The following is a 24,486-nucleotide window of genomic DNA, read 5'->3' as shown; positions in this document are numbered from 1 at the left end:
CGCGCTGATACCGGTAACACTAAGGTCGCCGGCAACTAAGGTCCCTGCGGGGGCGCGTTAGGGATCAAAGCAGGCCCCTTAAGGGCCAGTTCGGGGAGGACTCCAGTGGCATCAGTTTCCAGCGCCGGGCCAAGCGCCGGCATGAGCGCCGACGGCGCGAAGGTGAACATGGCCTTCGTCGCCGCCATCGTGGCCGTGGCCACCATCGGCGGCTTCATGTTCGGCTACGACAGCGGCGTCATCAACGGCACGCAGGAAGGCCTCAACAGCGCCTTCAAGCTGACCGAGTTCGGCACCGGCCTGAACGTCGCCGCCATCCTGATCGGCTGCGCCATCGGCGCTTTCGCCGCCGGCCGCCTGGCCGACGTGTGGGGCCGCCGCACGGTGATGATCATCTCGGCCCTGCTGTTCGTGATCAGCGCCCTGGGCACGGGCGCCGCCCACACCTCGACCATCTTCGTGATCTTCCGCCTGATCGGCGGCCTGGGCGTCGGCGCGGCCTCCGTGCTGTGCCCGGTCTACATCTCGGAAGTGACCCCGGCCAACATCCGCGGCCGCCTGTCGTCGGTGCAGCAGATCATGATCATCACCGGCCTCACCGGCGCGTTCGTGGCCAACTACGTGCTGGCCCACACCGCCGGCAGCTCGACCGCCGACTTCTGGCTGGGCCTGCCCGCCTGGCGCTGGATGTTCTGGATGCAGGTGATCCCGGCCGGCGTGTTCTTCTTCGCCCTGCTGACCATCCCGGAAAGCCCGCGCTACCTGGTCGCCAAGGGCCAGGACGCCAAGGCCGAAGCCATTCTCTCGCGCCTGTTCGGCCCGGGCACGGGCGCGGCCAAGGTCGCCGAGATCCGCGCCTCGCTGAGCGCCGACCACAAGCCGAAGTTCTCCGACCTGCTCGACCCGGTGACCAGGAAGATCCGTCCGATCCTGTGGGCCGGCCTGGTCCTGGCGATCTTCCAGCAGTTCGTCGGCATCAACATCGTCTTCTACTACGGCTCGGTGCTGTGGCAGTCGGTGGGCTTCACCGAGGACGACAGCCTGAAGATCAACATCCTGTCGGGCGCCCTGTCGATCCTGGCCTGCCTGGCCGCCATCGCCCTGATCGACCGCATCGGCCGCAAGCCGCTGCTGCTGATCGGCTCGGCCGGCATGGCCGTGACCCTGGGCGTCCTGACCTGGTGCTTCTCGACCGCCACCACGGTCAACGGCGCCCTGCACCTGGACGGCAGCGTCGGCCCGATCGCCCTGGTCGCCGCCAACCTCTACGTGATCTTCTTCAACCTCTCCTGGGGCCCGGTCATGTGGGTCATGCTGGGCGAGATGTTCCCCAACCAGATGCGCGGTTCGGCCCTGGCCGTCGCCGGCTTCGCCCAATGGATCGCCAACTTCGCCATCTCGTTCAGCTTCCCGGCCATGGCCAAGATGAGCCTGGCGGCGACCTACGGCTTCTATGCCGTCAGCGCCGTGGTCTCGTTCTTCCTGGTCCAGAAGCTGATCCACGAGACCCGCGGCAAGGAGCTGGAAGCGATGGAGGGGTAGGGTCGAAAAGAACCTCCCCATGTGGGGGAGGCGACCGCGAAGCGGTCGGTGGGGGGAAGCAGGCCAGCGCCTCGGCGGCTGAAAACCTCCCCCCACCGTCGCCTTCGGCGACACCTCCCCCATAGGGGGAGGATCCGGGACAGACAAACGCCCGGGAGCCCCGCTCCCGGGCGTTTTCTTTTGCCCGCGCCTCTGACAGCGTTATCGTATGAAAATGGGCAATGACACCGGTAGACAAAGCGGCGATCCGCCGCTTAAGTGACCGGTAACAAGCCGACGCGGCGTCAGTTCGCGCGGCCAGTACCCGGGAAGGAATATCGATGGCCGACCTCAGCCGACGCGGAGCCCTGTTGCTGACTGGGGGCTCGCTTCTGACTGGAGCGGCCGCCGCCGCCCTGCCCTCAGCCGCCACGGCGCAAGGCGTCGGATCCCTGCCCGCCAAGCCCAAGACAGGCCCCACCTGGACCAAGGGCGTCGAAGGCCAGCGCAAGGCCGACCTGGGCGACGGGACTTTCCTCAATCCGATCCTGGCCGGCGACCGGCCCGACCCGTCGATCCTCAAGGACGGCGACGACTACTACATGACCCACTCGTCGTTCGACGCCTATCCGGGCCTGTTGATCTGGCACAGCAAGGACCTGGTGAACTGGGCGCCGGTGGGTCCGGCCCTGAAGACCAACATCGGTTCGGTCTGGGCGCCGGAGCTGTGCAAGCACGAGGGCCGCTACTACCTCTACATCCCGGCCAAGTTCCCCAAGAACAACACCAGCTACGTGATCTGGGCCGACAGGATCGAGGGTCCGTGGTCCGAGCCGATCGACCTGAAGCTGCTCGGCTACATCGACCCCGGCCACATCGTCGACGAGAACGGCGAGCGCTGGCTGTTCCTGTCGGGCGGCGACCGCATCAAGCTGGCGCCCGACGGCCTGTCGACAGTGGGCAAGCCCGAGCACGTCTACAATCCCTGGCGCTATCCCGACGACTGGGACGTCGAGGGCTTCTCGCCCGAGGGCCCCAAGGTCATGAAGAAGGGCGACTGGTTCTACATGATCACCGCCGTGGGCGGCACGGCCGGCCCGCCGACCGGCCACATGGTCATCGCCGCGCGGGCGAAATCGCTGGGCGGCCCGTGGGAGAACCATCCGAAGAACCCGCTGGTGCGCACCGTCGACAACGCCGAGAAGTGGTGGTCGCGCGGCCACGCCACCCTGGTCGAGGGCTCGGGCGGCGAGTGGTGGAGCGTCTATCACGGCTACGAGAACGGCTTCTGGACCCTGGGCCGCCAGACGCTGCTGGCCCCGGTCACCTGGACCAGGGACGGCTGGTTCGACATCGGCGGCGGCGATCTCGCCAAGCCGATCCGCAAGCCCAAAGGCGGCAAGGTCGTGCCGCACGGCATGGCGCTGTCGGACGACTTCTCGACCGACAAGTACGGCGTGCAGTGGAACTTCTTCGATCCCAAGCCGGGCGAGCAGGACCGCATCAGCCGCGCGAACGGCGTGCTGACCCTGAAGGGCGCGGGCGAGGCCCCGTCGACGGGCTCGCCGCTGATCTTCGTCAACGGCGACCAGGCCTATGAGATCGAGTGCGAGGTCGAGATCGATCCGGAGACCCGCGCCGGCCTGATCCTGTTCTACGACCGCCAGCTCTATTGCGGCCTGGGCTTCGACGCCAAGAACTTCGTCACCCACCAGTACGGCATCGAGCGCGGGCGGCCGGCAAACCCGCACGGCTCGCGGATGCTCATGCGCCTGCGCAACAACCGCCACATCGTCGCCTTCCACACGTCGGGCGACGGCGGCAAGACCTGGAAGCGGTTCGACCGCGGCATGGAGGTCAGCGGCTACCACCACAATGTGCGCGGCGGCTTCCTGATGCTGAAGCCAGGGATCTACGCCGCCGGCAAGGGCTCGGCTCGGTTCCGGAACTTCAAGTACCGCGCGCTGGACTGAGGCCAGCAAGATCCTCCCCCTCTGGGGGAGGTGGCCCGAAGGGCCGGAGGGGGGCCGTTTTCAGCCGCCGCTGGCAGAGCCGGCTTCGCAGCCACTCCCCCCTCAGTCGCTCCGCGACAGCTCCCCCACAGGGGGAGCATCCTCATTGCCTGGAGCTTTGATCATGCTCAACCCCCTCCTCCTCGCCGCCGCCCTGGCGACCGCCCCCATGGCCGCCCACGCCCAGGCGCCCGCGCCCGAAGCCGAGCCGCCGATGTTCCGCGCGGTGAAGGTCGTGCTGATCGGCGACTCGACCACCGCCGTGATCGGCGGCTGGGGGCCCAGCTTCTGCGGCCAGCACGTCACCTCGTTCGCCGCCTGCATCAACCTGGCGCGCGGCGGCCGCTCCAGCGGCAACTACCGCACCGAGGGCTCGTGGCGGCTGGCCATGAAGGAGATCGGCGCCGGCGGCTTCCAGGACACCTATGTGCTGATCCAGTTCGGCCACAACGACCAGCCGGGCAAGCCGGGCCGCTCGACCGACCTCGTCACCGAGTACCCCGCCAACCTCAAGCGCTATGTGGAAGAGGTCCGCGCCGCCGGCGGCAAGCCGGTGCTTGTCACGCCGCTGACCCGCCGGCAGTTCAAGGACGGCAAGCTGATCGACGACCTGGGTCCCTGGGCCGAGGCCACCCGCAAGGTGGCGGCCGATACCAGGACCCCGCTGGTCGACCTGCACGCCAAGTCCTACGCCGCCGTCCAGGCCATGGGCGCGGCGGAAGCCACCCGGTTCGCCCAGCAGCCGCCCCCGCCGGAGGTTCTGGCCGCCGCGAAGACCGGCACCACGATCAGCGCCCAGCAGGCGGTCCTCGCCACGCCGGGCGCTGCGCCCGCTCCGGCCGCCCAGGCCCAGAACAACGCCGCCGTCGAGCCGATGGGCCAGGCCAAGCTGTCGTTCGACTACACCCACCTGGGCCGCGACGGCGCCGACTACTTCTCCAAGATCGTCACCGACGAGCTTGCCGTCGCGGTACCGGCGCTGCGGCGCTACCTGGTGCCGTAAGGCGCCCTGCGTCCTTCGAGGCTCCCCTTCGGATCGCACCTCAGGATGAGGACGCTATCGCACCGACTTCCTCATCCTGAGGCGCCCGCGCAAGCGGGCCTCGAAGGACGCACGAAGGAAACCGCTTACCCCAGAAGGCAGGCCAGGACCGACTTCATGACCGTGGCCATGGCCTGGCGGTCCTGCTCGGGGTGATTGACGCTGCGGATCACCAGGCCGTCGAACATCGCGCCGATCAGCTCGGTGCGGGCGGCGAACTCCGCGTCGCTCCATTCGGGCTTGCGGCTGCGCTCCAGCATCTGGCTGGCCAGGGCGCGTTCCTGGTCGTCGGCGGCGCGGACGATCGCGGCGACCTTGGGATTGCGCGAGGCCTCGGCCATCACCTCCAGCACCAGCGGCGCGCGGCGCGGGTCGTAGCACTTGCTGACCGCCTCATCGATGTGGTCGAGCATGGCGTCGAGCAGCGTGCCCGGCCGGCTTTCCAGCTCGGCGAACTTCTCGCGCATCTCGGCCAGGTCCTGGGCGACGATCGCCGCGACCATGGCTTCCTTGTTCTCGAAGTAGCGATAGATCTGGCCCACGCTCAGGCCCGCGGCCTTGGCGATCTCGGCCATGCTGGCGCCATGGAAGCCGGCCTGGCGCACCACGTCGCAGGCCGCATCCAGAATCTGTTGCCGCCGCGCCTCGGGCGTCGGCTTGGCGTTTGAACTCACGTCGACCATCGAGCGGTCCCGTTCTCCATTACATTTCCGTCAGGTCAACTGGGCCGACAGGACGGGGTGTTGACTTCGCCTTACCCCGGGCCTATGTCCAGCGCAATTGAGAATGAACGTTCATTCTCAAATTGTTCATCATAGGCGCGTCGTCAAGGGGACCTCCCCCCCTGCGGCAGCCTGTCGCTCCGGGGATATCCATGGCTATCAAACGTCCGCTCGCCGCTTCGGCGGTTCTTCTGGCGGCTGTCTCGCTCACCCTCGCCGCCTGCGGGCAAGGCAAGGGCGGAGCCGCGGGCGGCATGGGCGCGGGCGGCCCCACGCCCGTCGGCGTGGTGGTCGTGAAGACCGAGCCGGTGACCCTGACCAGCGAACTGCAAGGCCGCACCTCGGCCTACCTGGTCTCGGAAGTGCGTCCGCAGGTCGGCGGCATCGTCAAGGCCCGCCTGTTCCAGGAAGGCTCCTACGTCCGCGCCGGCCAGCCGCTCTACCAGATCGAGCCGGCGACCTTCCAGGCCCAGGTCAACAGCGCCCAGGCTGGCCTGGCCCAGGCCCAGGCGACCTACACCGCCGCCAAGCTGAAGGCCGACCGCTACAAGGAACTGGTCGCGGTCAACGCCGTCTCCAAGCAGGACAACGACGACGCTCAGGCCGCCGCCCAGCAGGCCGCCGCCAACGTCGCCGCCCAGAAGGCCGCGGTCGAGACCGCCCGCATCAACCTGGGCTGGACCCGCGTGGTCGCCCCGATCTCGGGCCGCATCGGCAAGAGTTCGGTGACCCCCGGCGCCCTGGTCACGGCCACCCAGACCACGGCCCTGGCCACCATCCAGAACCTCGACAAGGTCTATGTCGACCTGACCCAGTCGTCGGCCGAGCTGCTGCAGCTGCAGCGCGACTTGGCCGGCGGCCAGCTGGGCCGCTCGGGCTCGACCCAGGTCAGCCTGAAGCTGGAAGACGGCTCGACCTACCCGGTCCAGGGCCGCCTGGAGTTCGCCGACGTCACCGTCGACCAGACCACCGGCTCGTTCGGCCTGCGCGCCACCTTCGACAACCCCAACGGCGCCCTGCTGCCGGGCATGTACGTCCGCGCCACCCTGGGCAAGGGCGTGGCCTCCAACGGCGTGCTGATCCCGCAGGCCGGCGTCAGCCGCGACCCCAAGGGCAACGCCACGGTCACCGTGGTCGGCGCCAAGGGCGTGGCCGAGATCCGTCCGATCACCGTCGGCCAGACCGTCGGCGACAAGTGGCTGGTCACCTCCGGCCTGAAGGTCGGCGACCAGGTCATCGTCGAAGGCCTGCAGAAGGTCCGTCCTGGCGCGCCCGTGAAGGCCGCCGTCATCACCGCTCAACGCTAAGGCCGGCCCACAATGCTGTCCCGTTTCTTCATCGACAGACCCATCTTCGCATGGGTGGTCGCGATCGTGATCATGCTGGCGGGGGCGCTCGCCATCCGCACGCTGCCGATCGCGCAATATCCCGAGATCGCCCTGCCGCAGGTCTCGGTCTCCGCCAACTATCCGGGCGCCTCGGCCAAGACGGTCGAGGACAGCGTCACCCAGGTCATCGAACAGAAGATGAAGGGCCTCGACGGCCTGGATTACATGTCGTCGACCAGCGACAGCTCGGGTTCGGCCACGGTCACCCTGACCTTCAAGGCCGGCACCGACATCGACATCGCCCAGGTGCAGGTCCAGAACAAGCTGCAGACCGCCACCGCCCTGCTGCCGCAGGAAGTGCAGCAGCAAGGCCTGACGGTCGCCAAGTCGGCCCGTAACTTCATGATGGTCGTCGGCCTCTATTCGGAGAACGACGCCACCACCAACACCGACCTGGCCGACTACATCGCGTCCAACATCCAGGACCCGCTGAGCCGCGTCGACGGCGTCGGCGAAGTGCAGCTGTTCGGCGCCCAGTACGCCATGCGCATCTGGCTCGCCCCGAACAAGCTGTCGTCCTACAGCCTGACGCCTTCGGACGTGTCGACGGCCATCCAGGCCCAGAACGCGCAGGTCTCGGCCGGCCAGCTGGGCGGCACGCCCAACCTGCCGGGCACGGGCCTGAACGCCACGATCACGGCCCAGTCGCGCCTGCAGACGCCCGAAGAGTTCGAGAACATCATCGTCAAGAACAGCACGGGCGGGGCCCTGGTCCGCCTGCGCGACGTCGCCCGCGTCGAGCTGGGCGCCGAAAGCTACGTCTCGACCGCGAAGTTCAACGGCCGTCCGGCCGCGGGCCTGGCCATCCGCCTGGCCCCGGGCGCCAACGCTCTGGACACCGCCAAGGCGGTTAAGGAGCAGATGGCCACGCTCGAGAAGACCTTCCCGGCCGGCTACAAGTACGTCGTTCCCTACGACTCCACGCCGTTCGTGGAACTGTCGATCCACGAAGTGATCAAGACGCTGGTCGAAGCCATCATCCTGGTCTTCATCGTCATGTTCCTGTTCCTGCAGAACTGGCGCGCCACCCTGATCCCGACCATCGCCGTCCCGGTCGTCCTTCTGGGCACCTTCGGCATCCTCGCGGCCTTCGGCTACTCCATCAACACCCTGACCATGTTCGGCCTCGTGCTGGCCATCGGCCTGCTCGTCGACGACGCCATCGTCGTGGTCGAGAACGTCGAGCGGGTGATGAGCGAGGAGGGCCTCTCCCCCGTCGAGGCCACCCGCAAGTCGATGGGCGAGATCACCGGCGCCCTGATCGGCATCGCGCTGGTGCTGTCGGCGGTGTTCGTGCCGATGGCCTTCTTCAGCGGTTCGCAAGGCGTCATCTACCGCCAGTTCTCGATCACCATCGTCTCGGCGATGATGCTGTCGGTGGTGGTGGCCCTGGTGCTGACGCCGGCGCTCTGCGCCACCATGCTGAAGCCGCATGACCGCGCCCACGGCGAGGCTCTGCGCACCGATCATCCGGGCGCGCTCGGTGCGGTGATCAACTTCTTCAACCGCTTCTTCAACTGGTTCAACCGCAGCTTCAACGACGTCTCGGGACGCTATCAGGGCGGGGTTCGCAAGATCCTCGGCCGCAGTGTCCGCTGGATGGCCATCTACGGCGTGATCATCCTGGTCATGGGCCTGCTGTTCGTCCGCCTGCCCAGCGCCTTCCTGCCGGAAGAAGACCAGGGGATCATGATCACCCTCGTCCAGCTGCCGCCGGGCGCCACCGAGGAACGCACCCTGAGCGTCCTCGACCAGGTCCGCAGCCACTTCATGGACGACGAGAAGGACGCCGTGCAGTCGGTGTTCACCGTCTCGGGCTTCAGCTTCAGCGGCGCTGGCCAGAACGCCGGTCTGGCCTTCGTCCGCCTGAAGGACTTCGACGAGCGCAAGGCCGCCAACCTCAAGGCCCCGGCCGTCGCCGGCCGGGCCATGGGCAAGTTCCTGCAAATCCGCGATGCGATGGTGTTCGCCGTCGTGCCGCCGGCCGTGCCGGAACTGGGCACCTCGTCGGGCTTCGACTTCCAGCTGCAGGACATCGGCGGCGTGGGCCATGACGCCCTCACCGCGGCCCGCAACCAGGTCCTGGGCATGGCTGGCCAGGATCCCAACCTGGTAGGCGTGCGTCCCAACGGCCAGGAAGACACCCCGCAGCTGAAGATCGACATCGACCAGGCCAAGGCCGGCTCGATGGGCCTGACCACGGCCGACATCAACGCGGCGCTCAGCGCGGCGTGGGGCGGTTCGTACGTCAACGACTTCATCGACCGCGGCCGGGTCAAGAAGGTCTACATGCAGGCCGACGCGCCCTACCGCATGAAGCCCGAAGACCTGAACAACTGGTACGTCCGCAACAGCAGCGGCCAGATGGTGCCCTTCTCGGCCTTCGCCACGACCCGCTGGGTCTACGGCTCGCCGCGTCTGGAGCGCTACAACGGCCTGTCGTCGATGAACATCCAGGGCGCTCCGGCCCCGGGCAAGAGCTCGGGCGACGCGATGGCGGCCATGGAGAAGATCGCCGCCCAGCTGCCGGCCGGCATCGGCTTCGAATGGACCGGTCTGTCGGCCCAGGAACGTGAAGCGGGCAACCAGGCTCCGGCCCTGTACGCGATCTCGATCCTGGTGGTGTTCCTGCTGCTGGCGGCCCTCTACGAGAGCTGGTCGATCCCGCTGTCGGTCATCATGGTCATCCCGCTCGGCATCGTCGGCGCCCTGCTGGCGACCACCCTGCGCGGCCTGTCCAACGACATCTACTTCCAGGTGGGCCTGCTCACGACCATGGGCCTGGCGGCCAAGAACGCCATCCTGATCGTCGAGTTCGCCAAGGAGATCTACGAGCGCACCGGCAACCTGGTGGAAGCCACGCTGGAAGCCGTCCGCATCCGTCTGCGTCCGATCATCATGACCTCGCTGGCCTTCGTCTTCGGCGTTCTGCCGCTGGCGATCTCCAACGGGGCCGGTTCGGGCAGCCAGCACGCGATCGGCACGGGCGTCATCGGCGGCATGCTGTCGGCGACCATCCTGGCGATCTTCTTCGTCCCGCTGTTCTTCGTGATCGTCGAACGGATCTTCAAGCCCAAGCCCCGTCACCACGACGAGGCCCCCGCCGCTCCGGTGGAAAGCCCCAACAATGCTTAAACCGATGATGCTTCGTAACCTCACCCTCACCCTGCTGGCGGCCAGCGCGCTGACCGCCTGCACCATGGCCCCCAAGTACGAGCGACCGGCCCTGCCGGTCGCCACGACCTGGCCCACGGCTTCGGCCAACGGCCAGACGGCCTCGGCCGGCGACCTCGCCTGGAAGCAGGTGTTCGAGGATCCCCGCCTGGCGGGGACCATCGACCTGGCCCTGGCCAACAACCGCGACCTGCGGGTCGCGGTGCTCAACATCGAGCAGGCCCGCGCCACCTACCGCATCCAGCGCGCGGCCCTGCTGCCGACCGTCAACGGCACGCTCTCGGGCACCAAGAGCGAGACCCCGACGGCGGCCTCGGGCTTCGGCTCGGCGATCGGCGGCTCGGGCTCGCTGGAGATCGAGAACTACAACGCCACCGTCGGCGTCACCTCGTACGAGCTCGACATCTTCGGGCGCGTGCGCAGCCTCAAGGACCAGGCGCTGCACAGCTACCTGGCCACCGAGGAGACCGCCCGCGCGACGCAGATCAGCCTGATCGCCGAGACGGCCAACGCCTGGCTGACCCTGGCGGCCGACCAGGACCTGCTGGCCCTGGCCAAGGACACGCTGAAGAGCCGTGAAGACAGCCTCGGCCTGGCCCAGCGCCAGTTCGACGTCGGCGCGGCATCGCAGCTGGACCTGCGCACTTCGCAGACCCTGGCCGAGACCGCCCGCGCCGACGTGGCCACCTACACGGCCCAGGTCGAGCGCGACAGGAACGCCCTGCGCCTGTTGGTCGGTACGGAAGTTCCGGCCGACCTGCAGCCGGCCGGCGGCCTGATCACCGCCCAGATCCTTCCCGATCTGCCGGCGGGCGTGGCCTCGGACGTGCTGACCCGTCGTCCCGACGTGCTGGCCGCCGAGCACAGCCTGATGGGCGCCAACGCCAACATCGGCGCGGCGCGCGCGGCCTTCTTCCCGCGCATCAGCCTGACCGGCTCGTACGGCAGCGCCAGCGCCGACCTCGACGGCCTGTTCAAGAGCGGCACCAAGAGCTGGAGCTTCGCCCCCAGCATCAGCGTGCCGATCTTCGCCGGCGGGGCCAACAAGGCCGGGCTCGACAGCGCCAAGGCCGGCCAGAAGATCGCCGTGGCGACCTATGAGAAGACCGTCCAGACGGCCTTCCGCGAGGTCTCCGACGCCCTGGCCACCCAGGCCACGATCGGCGACCGCCTGGCCGCCCAGGAACGGGTGGCCGCCGCCGCCGCCGACACCGCGCGCCTGACCAAGCTGCGCTACGACCGCGGCGTCGACAGCTCGCTCGTCCTGCTCGACGCCCAGCGCACGCAGTATTCGGCCCAGCAGGGCCTGATCAACGCGCGCCTGGCCCGGGCCAGCAACCTGGTCACGCTCTACAAGGTCCTCGGCGGCGGCGCTCCCGCCGGCAAGGGGTCCTGACCTGATCGGGGAGGGTAAGGCCCCTCCCCCCACCGATCCCCGCGCGACGGTGCGGGGCTGATCGCGGCGGCATCCCCCCGGACACGCCGCGACCGGAAGGGGCGCATCACCCCCCCAATCCCAGATGCGCCCCTTCCACCCTTATCTTCCTGACAATCTGTCCCACGCCCTGCGCGGTCCTCGTCCTTCGACAAGCTCAGGATGAGGACCAAGGCCAAGGCCGCTCGTTCAGCGACCTCACCCTGAGCTTGTCGAAGGGCCGCCCGACGCCGCCTCCAGCCGCGCGTGCAGGTCGTCGAGCCTGGCCGCGCAGGCCGCCCGGACCGCCGGGTCGACCTCGGCCCGCTTGGCCGCCCCGTCCGGCCTGAACGCCCGCTCGGGCGCCTTGGCGTCGATCGCCGCCGCCGCCGTCATCGCATCGCTCTCCACCGCCTCGGGCGTCCAGCCGAAATGCGGCAACACGCGACCCGCCACCGCGCCCGGCAGCGTCTCGTAGTTCACCAGCATCCCCGCCCCGTCGGCCGCGAAGGCCGCCAGCGCCGCCTCGCCGATCGCCGCCAGCACGGCGGCCTGGTAATCGGCGTCCGGCGTCGCCGGCTGCGCCAGGCCGAACACGGCCGGCGCCACCACCTGCGGAACCATCTGCATGCCCGGCGAACGGGCGTGCGAGACCATCACCTCGGCCGGCGTGCGGTAGAGGTGCAGCCAGGGCGTTTCCGGAAAAGCCTCGCGGAACAGGTCGAAGGCCAGGGCGTGCCAGCAGTCGAGCTTGAGGAACAATCGCTCGTCCCCCGCCCCGCGCGCCCGGCCCAGCGCCGCCACCACGCCGCGCAGCAGAGCGACCTTGCGGTCCCTTGGCAGGTCGCCGCGCACGACATGGTCGATCGGCGCGGCCTCCGACAGCACGGTCGCCCCCGCCGGCGCGCCCAGCATCCGGCCAAGCAAGGTCGAGCCGCAGCGCGACATGTGGAAGACGAGGCCGTCGGGCGCGGGTCCGGCCAGCCCTTCCAGCGCCGCCAGCGGCGTGCGCAGCCGCAGCAGCCGGTTCAGCGGCGCCGACCAGACCTTGGGAACGCTCTCGCCGAAGAACGATTCCTCCAGCCGCCGCGCGCCGAAGAAGGCCCAGTCGACGGCGTCCTCGTCCGGCGAGACGGCGACCGGCAGCCAGCCGGCCGGCGGGGCGAGCGCGCGCGAGACGACGCTCCGCTTGGCCAGCCGCTCGGCCACTCCCGGCGCGGCCTGCCCCCAGCCGGCGGCGAGCGCCTGCGCCTCGCGGGCGAAGTCCTCGTCGCGGAACAGGTCGGCCAGCCTGGCGCAGGCGGCGACGTCCTCGGCCAGCCGCGCCATGAAGTCTTCCAGATCCCGCGTCGCGTCCGCCGTAAGTTGCATGCCCGCCCCTGGCCCTTGTCGGTTGAAGGGCGGCACAATAGGCTCGGGCGATGGGATTTCCAGACCGCCTGAAGCTGCCGCTCGCCTTCGATCCGATCCGCCTGCGCGCCGACCTCGAGGCGCTGACCGCCGACGCCGACTGGATCGCCCACTTCGTCACCCAGAACTACGACGGCGACTGGAGCGTCATTCCCCTGCGCTGCCAGGCCGGCGCCAGCCACCCGGTGATGATGATCTATTCGGATCCCGGCGCAACGGCGTTCGAGGACACGCCGTTCCTGGCCCCCTGCCCCTATTTCCGCGAGGTGATCGCCGCCTTCCCGTTCCAGTCCACCAGCGTGCGGCTGATGAAGCTGGCCCCCGGCTCGGTGATCAAGACCCACCACGACGAGGACCTCGACGCCGGCTCGCTGCTGGTGCGCTTCCACGTGCCGGTGGTCACCAACCCGGACGTCGACTTCCGCCTCAACGGTCGCCGCGTGGTGATGGAGGCCGGCAGCGCCTGGTACCTCAAGCTCACCGACCCTCACAGCGTCGCCAACCACGGGACGGAAGACCGCGTGCACCTGGTGATCGACGGCTACGTCAACGACTGGGTGCGGGGGTTGGTCGCCGAAGAGGCTACGCCCCCAGCAGCGTGAACTGCGCGTTCAGCCCATCCACCGCGCTGCTGGCCACCCAGACGTCGAACACGCCCGGCTCGGCGACCCAGCGGTCGCCCTCGCCGAAGAAGGTCAGGCTGCCGCGCTCCAGCTCGAAGGTGATGTCGCGGCTCTCGCCCGGCTTCAGGGTCACCCGCAGGAAACGCTTGAGCTCGCGCACCGGCCGCGTGCGGCTGGCCACGCGGTCGCGGGTGTAGAGCTGCACCACGTGCACCCCCTCGCGCTTGCCGGTGTTGGTCACCCGGGCGCTGACTTGCAGCTTGCCGTTCCAGGCCAGGGTCGGCGACGACAGCTTCAGGTTCGACAGGGAAAAGGTGGTGTAGGCCAGGCCGTAGCCGAACGGGTACAGCGCCTCGTTCTTCACCGTGCGCCAGCGGGCCTTGTATTCCTGGATCTCGCTGTCGGCCGGGGCCGGACGGCCCGTCGAGCGGTGATTGTAGGCATAGGGCTGCTGGCCGCTCTCGTAGGGAAAGCTGACCGGCAGGCGGCCCGAGGGATTCACCGACCCGAACACCACGTCGGCCACCGCGTGGCCGGTCTCGGTGCCCAGGAACCAGGTGGCCAGGATGGCCGGGGCGTTCTTCGCCGCGCCGTCCAGAACCAGCGCCCGGCCGTGGCGCAGCAGCACGACGGTGGGACGGCCGACGGCGGCGACCGCCTCGGCCAGCATCATCTGGGGCTTCGGAATGCCGATCTCGGTGCGCGACTGGGCCTCGCCCGACATGTTCTGGCCCTCGCCGATGGCCAGCACCACGATGTCGGCGGCCCGGGCGGCGGCCACGGCGGCCTCGATGCCGCCGGGGATCGAGCTCTCGACATCGCTGCCCTTGACGGTCTGCAAGAGGTTCGGGTCGGCCATGGCCTGGCGAAAGCCCGTGGCGAGATCCACGCCCAGGCTCTTGTCGCCGAAGAAGGCCCACGGTCCCAGGATGTTGTCGCGGTCGTCGGCGAACGGCCCGATCAGGGCGATGCGCTTGCCCGAGCGCGGCAGCGGCAGCAGGTTTCCATCGTTCTTCAGCAGCACGATCGAGGCCGCGCCGGCCTCGCGGGAGAGCGCGCGCATGGCCGGCGTCGCCGTGCGGGCGGCCTGGGCCTTGGCGTCGATCGAGCGGAACGGCTGGTCGAACAGGCCGATGGCCTCCTTCAGCATCAGCACCCGGCGCACGGCCTGGTCGACCACCGCCATCGGCACCGCGCCGCTCTTGACCAGTTCGGGCAGGTATCGGCTGTAGAGCCCGCTCTGCATGCTGATGTCGACGCCCGCCAGGATCGCCAGGCGCGCGGCGTCGCGATCGTCGGCGGCATAGCCGTGGGCCACCAGCTCCTGGTCGGCGGTGTAGTCGGAGATGACCACGCCCCTGAAGCCCCACTCGGTGCGCAGCAGGTCGGTCAGCAGGCGCTTGTTGGCCGTGGCCGGCACGCCGTTGATGTCGTTGAAGGCCGACATGGCGGTCAGGCACCCGGCCTCGAAGGCGGCCTGGAACGGCGGCAGGTGCACCTCGCGCAGCGTGGCTTCCGACAGCTCGACGGTGTTGTAGTCCATGCCCGCGGCCACGGCGCCATAGGCGGCGAAGTGCTTGGCGCAGGCCAGCATCGAGTCGGGGGCCTTCAAGTCCGGCCCTTGGAAGCCGCGCACCCGGGCCTGGGCCAGCGCCTCGCCCAAGAACACGTCCTCGCCCGAGCCCTCGGCCACCCGGCCCCAGCGCTCGTCGCGGGCCACGTCGACCATCGGCGCGAAGGTCCAGTGCAGGCCGTGGGCCGTGGCCTCCTGCGCGGCGGCCCGGGCGGTGCGGTAGGCCAGCGGCGGGTCGAAGCTGGCGGCCTCGGCCAGCGGGATCGGATAGACGGTCTTGAAGCCGTGGATGACGTCGGCGGCCAGCAGCAGCGGAATGCCCAGGCGCGAATGCTCCACGGCCGCGGTCTGGGCCAGCAGGGCGCCCTCGACGCCGACGCCGTTCATCAGCGTGCCGATCTTGCCCGCCCGGGTCTCGGCCAGCAGCTGCTGGGTGTTGCGCAGGTTGATGGCGGGGTTCATGTCGCCCACCGGCGGGCGGATCATGTCGGCGTAGCACGACAGCTGGCCGGCCTTCTCGTCGATGGTCATCTGCGCGATCAGCGCCTCGACCCGCTGGGAGCCCCGACCTTGCGCCGCCGCCCGACCGGCCACCGCCAGCCCGGCCAGGCCCGCCGCCCCGGCCATCAGTCCGCGACGGCTGATCCCTTCAAGCGAAGCTTCGCGCCGATCCATAGAATCCCTTCCAGCAGTGTCGCGGCCGGCAACCTCGCCGACCGGGGCGCATCGCGCAACGCCTCGCCCCTCATCGGGCGAACCTGTGACGGCCGCTTGCGTTATCAGTCTGGCTGAAGGGAGACCCGACCATGTCCGCTCAATGGCGCATCGAGATCCGGCTGGGCGACGGCCACGCCCCGCTGCGCAGCGTGCTCGTCGAAGCCGACACCGAGGTCGACGCCCTGCGGCAGGTGCTGGCCGAGGCCGAACGCGACCATGTCGCCGCCGAGGAACTGCTGCTGGACGGCCAGGAAGAGGTGTTCTCGCGCACCGAGGTCCAGGATGGCCACGTGGAGCACCAGGCCCAGCCCTGACCGCCCGCTCGCCCGCTGCCTGGGCCTGTGCTAGGCCCGGTGCATGGCTGGAGAACGCATCCTCTTCGTCGTCAACGCCGGCCCCAGCGTCGGCGGCGGCCATTTCATGCGCGGCCTCAACCTGGCCCGCGCGCTCGAAGCCGCCGGCGCGGTCTGCGCCTTCGCAGGGCCGCCGGCCGTGGCCGGCCTGGCCGCGACCTTCGCCTCGCCCGCCCTATGCGCCGGAACCTTCGCCGACGGCGACCTCGTGGCCGGCGCCGCCGACCTGGCGATGGGATATGACGCCGTCGTCTTCGATCACTACGACCTGGACGCAGGCGACCACCAACGCATCGCCGCCCACCGCCCGACCCTGGTGGTCGACGACCTGGCCGACCGCCCGCTGGCCGCCGACCTGCTGCTCGACGCCGGAGTGACGCGACGGGCCGAGGACTATGCCGGCCTCGTCCCCGCCCACGTCCAGCTGCTGCTCGGCCCCAACCATGCCGCCCTGTCGCCGGCCTTCGCGGCCCTGCGCGAGGAGGCCCTGGCCCGCCGCGCCGCCACGGCGCGGGTCGAGCGCGTGCTGGTCTCGCTGGGCCTGACCGACGTCGGCGGGATCACGGCCCGCACCGTCGAGGCGCTGCTGCCCGTGCTCGGCGAACGCGCCCTCGACGTCGTGGTCGGCGGCCAGGCGACCAGCCTGCCGGCGCTGCGTGACCTGGCCGCCGCCGATCCGCGCCTTGCCCTGCACGTCGACAGCCGCGACATGCCGCGACTGACCGCCCAGGCCGACCTCGCCATCGGCGCCTCGGGCTCCAGCAGCTGGGAGCGTTGCGTGCTCGCGCTGCCGACCCTCTCCCTGGTGCTGGCCGACAACCAGCGCGAGGCGGCCCAGGCGCTGTCGGATCTCGGCGCGCACCGGTCGCTGGACGCCGGCGCCGGCGACGATCTCCAGCACGCCTTCGCCGCCCTCGCCGATGACCTGGACGCCTGGCGCGCCATGGCGGCCGCCGCCGCCAGGGTCTGCGACGGCCTGGGCGCCCGGCGCACGGCCGAAAGGTTCATCGCCCTGATTTCGCCCCGTTTCGGAAACAATCACGCGACGCCCCTCTGACACTTACCCGCGCGTAAGCCCGTAAGCGTCGAGACCCCCGTCATGCCCAAAGTCACTCTGCGCGCCGTCGCGGCGCACGACCAGGAGCGGCTGCTGGAATGGCGCAACTCCGACGCCGTCGCTCCCTACATGTACAGCGACCACCTGATCTCCGAAGGCGAGCACGCGGCCTGGTTCTCCCGCCTGGGGACCAACCCCGCCGTCCGCTACTGGATCATCGAGCTGGACGGCCATCCGGTAGGCCTGGCCAATCTCGCCGACATCGACCTGCACAACAGCCGCTGCGCCTGGGCCTACTATCTGGCCGACCCGTCGGTGCGCGGCCTGGGCGTCGGCAGCTTCGTCGAATACTGGGTGATCGAATATGTGTTCGGCCAGCTGGGCCTGGCCAAGCTGTGGTGCGAGGTCATCGAGAGCAACAAGGCCGTCTGGCGCCTGCACGAAGGCTTCGGCTTCACGCGCGAGGCGGTGCTGCGCAACCACGTGGTCAAGGGCGGTCAGGCTATGGACGTCATCGGCCTGGGCCTCCTGGAAAGCGAATGGCGCGGCGCCGCCCGCGACGCCGCCCGCGAGCGGCTGATCGCCAAGGGCTTCGACCTGTCGGCCGTTCCCGCCATGGCCTAGAGGCGCGGCAGGTCGCCCAGGCTGGCGAGGTCGGGCCGCCCGCGCACCAGCGCCCGGATGTCGTCCGAGGTGAAGGCGGGCTTGGCCGGATAGAGCGCCTCGTAGACCGCGCGCACGAAATCGAGGTCCGACGGCAGGTCGACCGTCCAGCGCACCTGGCTCTCGTCGACCGCCTGGGTCAGCCCGCCCAATCGGAAGCGCTCGGGCCGGCGATAGACGAACGGGGTGACGTGCTCGCGCTCGTACGGATCGCTCGCCTCCGCCGCCGTCAGCCGCAGCAGGCCGACGCTCAGGATCTCGGCGTCCAGCCCGATCGGATAGGTCCGATGCGGCAGGGTGGTGGCCGAATAGTCGGCGCCATTGGCCAGGTGCTCGCCGATCAGCGCCTCGATCAGCACCGGGTCTGCGAGCGGGCAGTCGGCGGTCAGCCGCAGCATCAGGTCATTGTCACCCAGGCCCGCCACCGCCCCGGCGAACCGGCCCAGCACGTCGTCCAGCGAGCCGCGGAACACCTCCACCCCCGCCGCGTCCAGCGCCTGGGCCAGGGGATCGTCGCTGGCCTGGTCAGAGGTCGCCGCGATCAGCCGGTCGATGGAGGCCACGCGGCGCAGGCGCTCGACCTGGCGCAGCACCATCGGCGCCCCGGCGACATCGGCCAGCACCTTGCCCGGCAGGCGGGTCGAACTCATCCGGGCCTGCAGCACCGCCACGATCACCGCGCGCACTCCCGCAACACTGCTTGTCTCAAGGTCATGGTCCGCACCCTCGGCCCGGCTGATTAAAGAGAACTTTCGCTCGTGAACCCGGTTCGGACAACCAAGCATTGACAGCGTTGTCAAACCATAGTGGTCTCCAGCCCAACGACCGCGACCGACGATCGAAGGGAGAAGACCATGGGCCAGGGACCGCTGATCGACCGCCGCGCGCTGCTTGCCGCCGGGACCGCCCTGGGCCTGGCGCCCGCCCTGCCCGCGCTCGCCTCTTCTGCTTTGGCCGCCGACCAGGACGCCAAGATCCGCGCCCTTCTGGCGCAGATGACCCTGGACGAGAAGATCGGCCAGACCCACCAGCCGGCCGGCGGTCGCCAGAAGGCGCTGAACTCCAAGATCGACGCGGCCGCTCTCGACCTGGTGCGCAAGGGCGGCGTCGGCTCGTACCTGCACGTGGCCGGCGCGGCCTTCCTGCGCGAGCTGCAACGCACGGCCGTCGAGGAGTCGCGGCTGAAGATCCCGCTGCTGTTCGCCATCGACGTGGTGCACGGCTTCCGCACGCTCTACCCCGTGCCACTGGCCATGGCCGCGACCTTCGATCCCGAGATCGTGCGCGCCACCGCCCGCATGGCCGCCGTCGAGACCGCCGTCAGCGGCCTGCACTGGACCTTCGCGCCGATGGTCGACATCGCCCGCGACCCGCGCTGGGGCCGCATCGTCGAGGGGGCCGGCGAGGATCCGTATCTCGGCTCGGTGATGGCCGCCGCCCAGGTGCGCGGCTTCCAGGGCGACGGGCTCGCCGGAAAAGACTCCATCCTGGCCTGCGCCAAGCACTTCGGGGCCTATGGCGCGGCGACCGGCGGCCGCGATTACGACAGCGCCGAACTGTCGGACCGCACGCTGAACGAGGTCTACCTCCCGCCCTTCCATGCGGCCGCGAAAGCCGGAGCGGGCTCGATGATGACCGCCTTCAACGACCTGAACGGCGAGCCCACCACCGCCAACGCCGCCCTGGTGCGCGGCGTGCTCAAGACCCAGTGGACATGGCCGGGCCTGGTGGTCAGCGACTGGAACGCCATCCTTGAACTGATCAACCACGGCATCGCCGAGACCCCGGTGCAGGCCGCCGCCCTGGCGCTGAAGGCCGGGGTCGACATGGACATGGCCAGCGGCGTCTACGCCGCCCACCTGAAGACCGCGATCGGGCAGGATCCGTCCCTCCTGCCACTGCTCGACCAGGCGGTGACCCGGATCCTCACCGCCAAGATGCGGCTTGGCCTGTTCGACGATCCCTACCGCTTCGGCGACGTCGAGCGCGAGAAGACCATCTTCGTCGGCCCCGAGCATCGCGCCATCGCCCGCGAGGCCGCGCGCAAGGCCGTGGTGCTGCTGAAGAACGACGGCGGCCTGCTGCCGATCGCGCCCTCGGCCAGGAAGATCGCCGTCATCGGCGCCCTGGCGACCGACAACCTCTCCCAGCTCGGCTCGTGGAAGGCGCGCGGCCAGGTCGCCGACGTCGCCCCGCTGCTACCGGCCCTGAAGGCGGCCGCTCCGGCGGGAACCGAGATCGTCCACGTCGCCGGCGCTTCCCCCCGCAGCGACGACGAGGCGGGCATCCCCGCCGCCGTCGAGGCCGCCAAGGTCGCCGACCTCGTCTTGCTGATGGTCGGCGAGGACTTCGACCACAGCGGCGAGTCCCGCAGCCGCTCCGATCTTTCCCTGCCCGGCGCCCAGAGCGCCCTGGCCCGCGCCGTGCTGGCGACCGGCAAGCCGGTGGTCGTGCTGCTGCCGTCGGGCCGGCCCATCGTCGCGCCCGAGCTGCTGGAGAAGGCGCCAGCGGTGCTGGCCACTTGGTTCCTCGGCGTCGAGGCCGGGCCGGCCCTGGCCGACATCCTGTTCGGCAAGGCGTCGCCGGGCGGCCGCCTGCCCGTCGGTTTCCCCCGCGCCACCGGACAGTCGCCGACCTACTACGCCCACGTCCCCACCGGCCGCCCGGCCGATCCGGACCTGGCCAAGGACACCGTCCGCTACCACGACGTCGACATCGGCCCGCTGTTCCCGTTCGGCCATGGCCTGAGCTACGCGGCTTTCGCCTATTCCGACCTAGCCCTCGATCGCGACAGCATCGCCCCGACCGGAACGGTGAAGGTGTCGCTGACGCTGGCCAACACCGGCGCCGTCGCCGTCGCCGCGGACGAGGTGGTGCAGCTCTATGTCCGCGACCCGGTCGCCAGCGTCGCCCGGCCGGTCAAGGAACTGCGCGGCTTCGTCCGCGTGACCCTCAAGCCCGGCGAGCGTCAGCGCGTAACCTTCACCCTGGCCGCCGCCCAGCTGGCGATCTGGAGTCCGGAAGGCTGGCAGGTCGAGGCGGGCAAGATCGAGGTCATGGTCGGCTCGTCCTCAGCCGACATCCGCCTGCGCGGCGCCTTCACGATCACCGCCCCCGGCAAGGGCCGCGAACCGGCGACCGCCATCGCCACGCCGGTCAGCGTGGCTTAACTCCCCCGCACAGTCATCCCGGCCGAAGGCTTGCCTCGCAAGCCGTAGAGCCGGGACCCAGGGGCCGTCGCAATGCGTTGGTCACCGCCGGGGTGAGGAACTATCACCTGAGTCCGGTCCCCTGGGTCCCGGCTCTTCGCTGCGCTACGGCCGGGATGACGATTGGTTTAACGGCCGAATTCAAACCTCCCCCGCCCAGTCGGCCCGCCGCTTCAACTCCGCCCCGCTCGGCTCCTGCGTCATGAACGAGCCCGTGCGCACAGGCCCGTCACGACGGTAGCGGTTCACCACGACGCCGGTGTCGGCCAGGATCGAGCCAGTCAGCGCCCAGGCGCCCGGCGCGGCGGCCTCGTCGAACAGCCGCCGGCCCGGTCCGAGCAGCAGCGGGAAGACCATCAGCTGCATCTCGTCGACCAGGTCGGCCGCCAGCAGCGCATGGACCAGCTGGGTCGAGCCCTGGGTCAGGAGATCGGGTCCGTCCTGCGCCTTCAGCCGGCGCACGCCCTCCACGGCGTCAGGCCCGACGCGGCGGCTGTTCTCCCACGGCAGGGCCAGGCCCGGATCGTGGGAGGCGACGTGCTTGGTCGTGGCGTTGAAGCGCTCGGCGATAGGGTTCTTCGGATCCTGGTAGGGCCAGTGGGCGGCGAAGATCTCATAGGTCCGGCGGCCCAGCAGCAGCTCGAACGGCGCCTCGAACAGCGACATCACCGCCTGGCCCGTCACGGGGTCCGAATAGGGCGCGACCCAGCCGCCATGGGCGAAGCCGCCGCGACGGTCCTCGTCCGGCCCGCCCGGCCCCTGCATCACCCCGTCCAGGCTGACGAAGGCGGCGACGATCAGCTTTCTCATGACCCTGCTCCTCGTGGTTTCCCCAAGGACGAGTGAAGATGGCGCGATCCTACATTTCGCCCCTCTTCTCCCTTCCCCCTTTGATGGGGGAAGGGTCGGGGATGGGGGTGACAACGGGTCAGGACCAGACGCGACGGAAAAGCCGCCCCCCCCCTGCCCCTCCCCCATCAAGGGGGAGGGGTTATGCGATCCGCCGCCGATAGAGGTAATCCTCCGGCAGGCCCATGCGCCGCGAGGATTCCACCGCCGGCGAACCCTTGATCGGCACCTTGTCGGCGCTCGTACCCGCCAGGCGCACCAGCCGCCGCTCGACGCCGTTCAGGTCGAAGGCCTCGCCCAGGCCCAGCCGCGCGCGCACCTCCACCGGCGTGATCGCCACCGCCGCCCGCACCAGCGGCTTCTGGATCAGCCGCAGCGGCCCCGGCAGCAGCGGGGTGCTGGTCATGATGTCCAGGAACTCGAAGACGATCTCCGAGGGTTCAAGATTGGGCAGCATCAGCGCCAGCTGCTGCTTCCACTGGCCTTCCGAGGTCGGCGCGCCGGTCGCGCCGTAGAGCCGCGCGCCGGGCGCGGCCTCGGCGAAGGCCGCGTCGCGCTCGACCTGGCTCAGCGTGCGGGCATAGGCGTGATAGGCCTCGATGAAGCCGAAGCTGGCGGTGGCCTGCACCCAGTCCAGCAGCGCCGGGTCATTGGCCTGGTAGGCGACGCCGGCCGGGGTCTGGCCGGCGACATGGCCGTGCATGCGCACCACGCCGGCGATCATCTTCTCGGCTGTCTCGCGCGGGCCATAGACCGTGACCATCGCCGCCAGGCCCGTGCGCTTGAGGCGTTTCAGCGGCTGGGCCTTGAAGCTGGAATGGTCCCAGACGCCCGAGCGCACCCGCGGCTCGGCCAGTTCCAGAATCACCGCCGTGATGCCGCCGACGAACAGCGACACCGGGTTCTTGAACACCCGCCACGACACCGAGTCCGGCGAGGTCAAAGCCGGCGCCCCCGGCGGGTTGGAAAAGTCGATCGCCGGTCCCTCGTCGGGCGTCAGCAGTCGCGCCGCGGCGCGGGACAGCGGATCGGCCATCAGTTCACCCGTCGCTCCCGCCCCGCCCAGTACGGTTCGCGCAGCTGGCGGCGCAGGATCTTGCCCGAGGCGTTGCGTGGCAAGGCCTCGACGAAATCCACGCTCTTGGGGGCCTTGAAGTGCGCGATCCGCGTGCGGGCGAAGGCGATGATGTCGTCGGGATCGGGCGTGACGCCGGGCTTGGGCGCAACCACCGCCTTGACCGCCTCGCCCCACTTGTCGTCGGGCACGCCGATCACAGCCACCTCGGCCACGTGCGGATGGCCGTAGACGGCGCTCTCCACCTCGGCCGGATAGATGTTCTCGCCGCCGGAGACGATCATGTCCTTCACCCGGTCGTGGATGAACAGATAGCCGTCCTCGTCCAGGTAGCCGGCGTCGCCGGTGCGCAGCCAGCCGTCGGCGTCGATGGTCGCGGCGGTGGCCGCGTCCAGCTTCCAGTAGCCGGCCATGTTCGACGATGAGCGCACGGCGATCTCTCCGACGGTGTCGGCGGGTAGAACGCCTCCGGCCTCGTCGAGGATGCGAAGCTCGACGCCCGGCATCGGCAGGCCGGCCGAGCGCATGCGCTTGTTGCCGGCCGGGTCGTGATCCTCGGGCGGCAGATAGACCACCGTGCCGGTGGTCTCGGTCATGCCGTACTGCTGGACGAAGCCGCAGCCGAACACCTCGATGCACTCGCGCAGCAGGTCCAGCGGAATGGGGGCCGCGCCATAGAGGATGTGGCTCAGCCGCGAATAGTCGATCTGGCGGGCCCTCGGCAGCCGCACGACGATCTGCAACGCGGCGGGCACCATGAACATCTTCGACACCCGGTCGTGCTCGATGAAGTCGAGCACCTTGGTCGGATCGAACTCGCGCGCCACCACGCCCTTGGCCCCATTGAACAGGCCAACCAGCCCCCAGCCGGTGCCGCCGATATGGGCCACGGGCATGGCCACCAGGCTGACGTCGTCGGGCCCCCAGGTGTTCCAGTCCATCGGCGCGCGCTCGGCGGCGGCCTTGCGCATGGCCAGCAGGTTGTCGTGGGTCAGCATCGCGCCCTTGGGCCTGCCCGTCGTGCCAGAGGTATAGAGTTGCAGCACCACGTCCGACGACTTCAGCGGCGTGGCCGGATCGGCGTCGCTCTGCGCGTCGCGCCAGGCGGTGAACAGCGGCAGGTCGGCCGGGCCGCCCGGCTCCATGGCCACCACCGGCGGCGGCGGCCCGTCCAGCAGCCTGGCCACCTCGCCCACGTGATCGACCAGTTCGGGGCCGACGAACACCATCCTGGCCTCGGTGTCGGCGACGATGTAGGCGATCTCGGCGGGCGCCAGGCGCCAGCCGATCGGGGCGGTGACGATCCCCGCCTTGGCCGCGCCCAGCAGCATCTCGAAATAGAGGTCGCTGTTCTTGCCGACATAGGCGATGCGGTCGCCCGGCTTCAGCCCCTGCGCGACCAGGGCCCGGGCCACCTGGTTGGTGTGCCGGTCGAGGTCGGAGAAGCGGGTGTCGCGTCCCTCGAACGAGAAGGCCACGGCGTCCGGCCGCTCCTGCGCGTGATAGCGGGCGACGTCTCCCAGCGTAGGCATGCGGGCGAAGTCGACGGCGGCGGCCTCAGTCATCCGAACCTCCCTGCGCGCCGTCTGTCGCGGCCGCTCGGATAACATGGTTTTCGCCGTGACCCCGGGTAAGTCAACGGTAGCGGGAAACCCGTGTTTGGTCGCGCCGCCGACCGGCCCTA

Annotated in this window: 18 protein-coding genes and 1 pseudogene; 11 read left to right on the top strand and 8 right to left on the bottom strand. The window is 69.9% G+C overall.

Going from position 1 to position 24,486, the window contains the following annotated elements; translation table 11 throughout:
* The first annotated feature begins 105 nt into the window (after positions 1-105).
* The 3 genes from DDF62_RS18065 to DDF62_RS18055 all read left to right on the top strand — a co-directional run bounded on the left by DDF62_RS18065 (position 106) and on the right by DDF62_RS18055 (position 4,536).
* Positions 106-1,542 carry a sugar porter family MFS transporter gene (locus DDF62_RS18065; protein ID WP_116490388.1) on the top strand — a complete coding sequence of 479 codons (1,437 nt, stop codon included), beginning with the start codon at positions 106-108 and terminating at the stop codon, positions 1,540-1,542.
* Between the two features lie 320 nt (positions 1,543-1,862).
* Complete coding sequence (locus DDF62_RS18060; protein ID WP_116490387.1) at positions 1,863-3,494, top strand: family 43 glycosylhydrolase; 1,632 nt, start codon at positions 1,863-1,865, stop codon at positions 3,492-3,494.
* Between the two features lie 163 nt (positions 3,495-3,657).
* A complete protein-coding gene (locus DDF62_RS18055; protein WP_116490386.1) occupies positions 3,658-4,536 on the top strand; it encodes a rhamnogalacturonan acetylesterase in 879 nt (292 codons plus the stop codon).
* Positions 4,537-4,661: 125 nt separating this feature from the next.
* On the opposite strand, the gene DDF62_RS18050 is transcribed toward DDF62_RS18055, so the two are convergent.
* Positions 4,662-5,258 (bottom strand): TetR/AcrR family transcriptional regulator, encoded by a 597-nt coding sequence (locus tag DDF62_RS18050; protein WP_116490385.1) that lies wholly within the window; start codon positions 5,256-5,258, stop codon positions 4,662-4,664.
* Between the two features lie 191 nt (positions 5,259-5,449).
* Here DDF62_RS18050 and DDF62_RS18045 point away from each other — a divergent pair, with 191 nt between their 5' ends.
* From DDF62_RS18045 to DDF62_RS18035, 3 genes are read left to right on the top strand one after another with little or no spacing between them, the layout of a single operon-like run.
* Positions 5,450-6,604, top strand: a complete 1,155-nt coding sequence (locus DDF62_RS18045; protein ID WP_116490384.1) for an efflux RND transporter periplasmic adaptor subunit — start codon at positions 5,450-5,452, stop codon at positions 6,602-6,604.
* Between the two features lie 12 nt (positions 6,605-6,616).
* Positions 6,617-9,820, top strand: a complete 3,204-nt coding sequence (locus DDF62_RS18040) for an efflux RND transporter permease subunit (protein WP_116490383.1) — start codon at positions 6,617-6,619, stop codon at positions 9,818-9,820.
* Positions 9,821-9,827: 7 nt separating this feature from the next.
* Positions 9,828-11,255, top strand: a complete 1,428-nt coding sequence (locus tag DDF62_RS18035) for an efflux transporter outer membrane subunit (RefSeq protein ID WP_116490659.1) — start codon at positions 9,828-9,830, stop codon at positions 11,253-11,255.
* Positions 11,256-11,492: 237 nt separating this feature from the next.
* Here the strand turns inward: DDF62_RS18035 and DDF62_RS18030 are convergent, their stop codons facing one another.
* Positions 11,493-12,644, bottom strand: coding sequence for an aspartyl beta-hydroxylase (locus DDF62_RS18030; RefSeq protein WP_133244950.1), 1,152 nt, complete (start codon positions 12,642-12,644; stop codon positions 11,493-11,495).
* Positions 12,645-12,694: 50 nt separating this feature from the next.
* On the opposite strand from DDF62_RS18030, the gene DDF62_RS18025 reads away from it, so the two are divergent.
* A complete protein-coding gene (locus DDF62_RS18025; RefSeq protein WP_116490381.1) occupies positions 12,695-13,285 on the top strand; it encodes an aspartyl/asparaginyl beta-hydroxylase domain-containing protein in 591 nt (196 codons plus the stop codon).
* Here DDF62_RS18025 and DDF62_RS18020 read toward each other — a convergent pair.
* The gene (locus DDF62_RS18020; RefSeq protein ID WP_116490380.1) at positions 13,266-15,554 is read right to left on the bottom strand and encodes a glycoside hydrolase family 3 N-terminal domain-containing protein; all 2,289 of its coding nucleotides are present in this window, start codon (positions 15,552-15,554) and stop codon (positions 13,266-13,268) included. The two genes, DDF62_RS18025 and DDF62_RS18020, sit on opposite strands and share 20 nt — an antisense overlap.
* 131 nt (positions 15,555-15,685) lie before the next feature.
* Between DDF62_RS18020 and DDF62_RS18015 the strand changes: the two genes are divergently transcribed.
* Genes DDF62_RS18015 through pseH form a run of 3 tightly spaced genes read left to right on the top strand, consistent with a single transcriptional unit; the run spans position 15,686 to position 17,630 of the window.
* On the top strand, positions 15,686-15,910 hold the full coding sequence (locus DDF62_RS18015) for a hypothetical protein (protein WP_116490379.1): 225 nt from the start codon (positions 15,686-15,688) through the stop codon (positions 15,908-15,910).
* 43 nt (positions 15,911-15,953) lie between these two features.
* Positions 15,954-17,006 carry a UDP-2,4-diacetamido-2,4,6-trideoxy-beta-L-altropyranose hydrolase gene (pseG, locus tag DDF62_RS18010; RefSeq protein WP_116490378.1) on the top strand — a complete coding sequence of 351 codons (1,053 nt, stop codon included), beginning with the start codon at positions 15,954-15,956 and terminating at the stop codon, positions 17,004-17,006.
* A gap of 42 nt (positions 17,007-17,048) precedes the next feature.
* Entirely contained in the window at positions 17,049-17,630 is a 582-nt protein-coding gene (gene pseH, locus DDF62_RS18005) for a UDP-4-amino-4,6-dideoxy-N-acetyl-beta-L-altrosamine N-acetyltransferase (protein ID WP_116490377.1), read from the top strand.
* On the opposite strand, the gene DDF62_RS18000 is transcribed toward pseH, so the two are convergent.
* The gene (locus tag DDF62_RS18000; protein WP_341871577.1) at positions 17,627-18,355 is read right to left on the bottom strand and encodes a cytidylyltransferase domain-containing protein; all 729 of its coding nucleotides are present in this window, start codon (positions 18,353-18,355) and stop codon (positions 17,627-17,629) included. The genes pseH and DDF62_RS18000 overlap by 4 nt on opposite strands.
* Positions 18,356-18,523: 168 nt before the next feature.
* Here DDF62_RS18000 and DDF62_RS17995 point away from each other — a divergent pair, with 168 nt between their 5' ends.
* Positions 18,524-20,839: a glycoside hydrolase family 3 N-terminal domain-containing protein gene (locus tag DDF62_RS17995; RefSeq protein WP_116490376.1), complete on the top strand. Its 2,316-nt coding sequence runs from the start codon at positions 18,524-18,526 to the stop codon at positions 20,837-20,839.
* A gap of 13 nt (positions 20,840-20,852) precedes the next feature.
* Here the strand turns inward: DDF62_RS17995 and DDF62_RS26730 are convergent.
* The 4 genes and pseudogenes from DDF62_RS26730 to DDF62_RS17980 all read right to left on the bottom strand — a co-directional run.
* Positions 20,853-20,997 (bottom strand): annotated as a pseudogene (locus tag DDF62_RS26730) (hypothetical protein); the annotation flags it as partial.
* A 22-nt stretch (positions 20,998-21,019) separates the two neighbouring features.
* Positions 21,020-21,688: a dihydrofolate reductase family protein gene (locus DDF62_RS17990; RefSeq protein WP_116490375.1), complete on the bottom strand. Its 669-nt coding sequence runs from the start codon at positions 21,686-21,688 to the stop codon at positions 21,020-21,022.
* 181 nt (positions 21,689-21,869) lie between these two features.
* Positions 21,870-22,763 carry an oxygenase MpaB family protein gene (locus tag DDF62_RS17985; RefSeq protein WP_116490374.1) on the bottom strand — a complete coding sequence of 298 codons (894 nt, stop codon included), beginning with the start codon at positions 22,761-22,763 and terminating at the stop codon, positions 21,870-21,872.
* Positions 22,763-24,367: a fatty acid--CoA ligase gene (locus tag DDF62_RS17980; protein ID WP_116490373.1), complete on the bottom strand. Its 1,605-nt coding sequence runs from the start codon at positions 24,365-24,367 to the stop codon at positions 22,763-22,765. Before DDF62_RS17980 ends, DDF62_RS17985 begins: the two co-directional genes overlap by 1 nt.
* Positions 24,368-24,486: the final 119 nt, after the last annotated feature.

The organism is Caulobacter radicis (assembly GCF_003094615.1).
GTDB lineage: Bacteria > Pseudomonadota > Alphaproteobacteria > Caulobacterales > Caulobacteraceae > Caulobacter > Caulobacter radicis.
This window is presented reverse-complemented; position numbering and strand designations above follow the sequence as displayed.

Coding starts and splice junctions, on each gene's coding strand:
- DDF62_RS18045 (WP_116490384.1), top strand. CDS start 5,450: ATGGCTATCAAACGTCCGCTCGCCGCTTCGGCGGTTCTTCTGGCGGCT.
- DDF62_RS17980 (WP_116490373.1), bottom strand. CDS start 24,367: ATGACTGAGGCCGCCGCCGTCGACTTCGCCCGCATGCCTACGCTGGGA.
- DDF62_RS18060 (WP_116490387.1), top strand. CDS start 1,863: ATGGCCGACCTCAGCCGACGCGGAGCCCTGTTGCTGACTGGGGGCTCG.
- DDF62_RS17985 (WP_116490374.1), bottom strand. CDS start 22,763: ATGGCCGATCCGCTGTCCCGCGCCGCGGCGCGACTGCTGACGCCCGAC.
- pseH (WP_116490377.1), top strand. CDS start 17,049: ATGCCCAAAGTCACTCTGCGCGCCGTCGCGGCGCACGACCAGGAGCGG.
- pseG (WP_116490378.1), top strand. CDS start 15,954: ATGGCTGGAGAACGCATCCTCTTCGTCGTCAACGCCGGCCCCAGCGTC.
- DDF62_RS17995 (WP_116490376.1), top strand. CDS start 18,524: ATGGGCCAGGGACCGCTGATCGACCGCCGCGCGCTGCTTGCCGCCGGG.
- DDF62_RS18050 (WP_116490385.1), bottom strand. CDS start 5,258: ATGGTCGACGTGAGTTCAAACGCCAAGCCGACGCCCGAGGCGCGGCGG.
- DDF62_RS18030 (WP_133244950.1), bottom strand. CDS start 12,644: ATGCAACTTACGGCGGACGCGACGCGGGATCTGGAAGACTTCATGGCG.
- DDF62_RS18025 (WP_116490381.1), top strand. CDS start 12,695: ATGGGATTTCCAGACCGCCTGAAGCTGCCGCTCGCCTTCGATCCGATC.
- DDF62_RS18040 (WP_116490383.1), top strand. CDS start 6,617: ATGCTGTCCCGTTTCTTCATCGACAGACCCATCTTCGCATGGGTGGTC.
- DDF62_RS18020 (WP_116490380.1), bottom strand. CDS start 15,554: ATGGATCGGCGCGAAGCTTCGCTTGAAGGGATCAGCCGTCGCGGACTG.
- DDF62_RS18035 (WP_116490659.1), top strand. CDS start 9,828: ATGCTTCGTAACCTCACCCTCACCCTGCTGGCGGCCAGCGCGCTGACC.
- DDF62_RS18015 (WP_116490379.1), top strand. CDS start 15,686: ATGTCCGCTCAATGGCGCATCGAGATCCGGCTGGGCGACGGCCACGCC.
- DDF62_RS18055 (WP_116490386.1), top strand. CDS start 3,658: ATGCTCAACCCCCTCCTCCTCGCCGCCGCCCTGGCGACCGCCCCCATG.
- DDF62_RS17990 (WP_116490375.1), bottom strand. CDS start 21,688: ATGAGAAAGCTGATCGTCGCCGCCTTCGTCAGCCTGGACGGGGTGATG.